The sequence below is a fragment of the Sphaerospermopsis reniformis genome (assembly GCF_005402885.1).
GTDB classification, from domain to species: Bacteria; Cyanobacteriota; Cyanobacteriia; order Cyanobacteriales; family Nostocaceae; genus Sphaerospermopsis; species Sphaerospermopsis kisseleviana.
In genome coordinates, this window is sequence record NZ_BJCE01000553.1 from 1 (window position 1) to 558 (window position 558).

General features: G+C 33.0%; 1 protein-coding gene. It reads right to left on the reverse strand.

The window, feature by feature from the left end; translation table 11 throughout:
• A partial coding sequence (locus FFR48_RS28370; protein ID WP_137669624.1) for a transposase occupies positions 1-558 on the reverse strand: 558 nt, incomplete at both ends.

Genomic DNA, 558 nt, shown 5'->3' on the forward strand with positions numbered 1-558 from the left:
TGATTTCACCAGTCCAACTTACTGTTTTTGAAGTGTATGCTTCATTAACATCAACCACTATTTTATTAAATTCGTGCGCTTTATGTTTGATAAATTGCTTGAATTTGTAGTGACTTAAAGTAAGCATCTGTCGAACTGATTTGGATCTAATTCTTCTTTTAGCTTTTCTGGACATTATAGATGTCTCAAAGGTAGGAAGTAGAATCACATCGAAATTATCAACTAAAAATCTAGCTGTCTTTTTATGCAACTCGTCTACTAGATATTTAATCTTTCCTCTGAGCCGAGTTGCTGCTTTTTTTAATCTCTTCTTCTGTCTGCTTTTGGCTTTGGATATTTTACTAATTAGCTTATCTAACTTAAAACAAAGTTTTTGGATTTTTAGATTAGCATTTTCGCCTAACCACCCAAAGCAATTATCTGAAAAGAAAGTTAAAAAATTTCTAATTCCGGGATCTAAAGCTACAACACGACCTTGGTTCTCGGTTTTATGCCGTAGACTTTCTATTGGTAAGCAGATGTAATAATCTCCGTAAAATGAGACTAATCTACAATCTC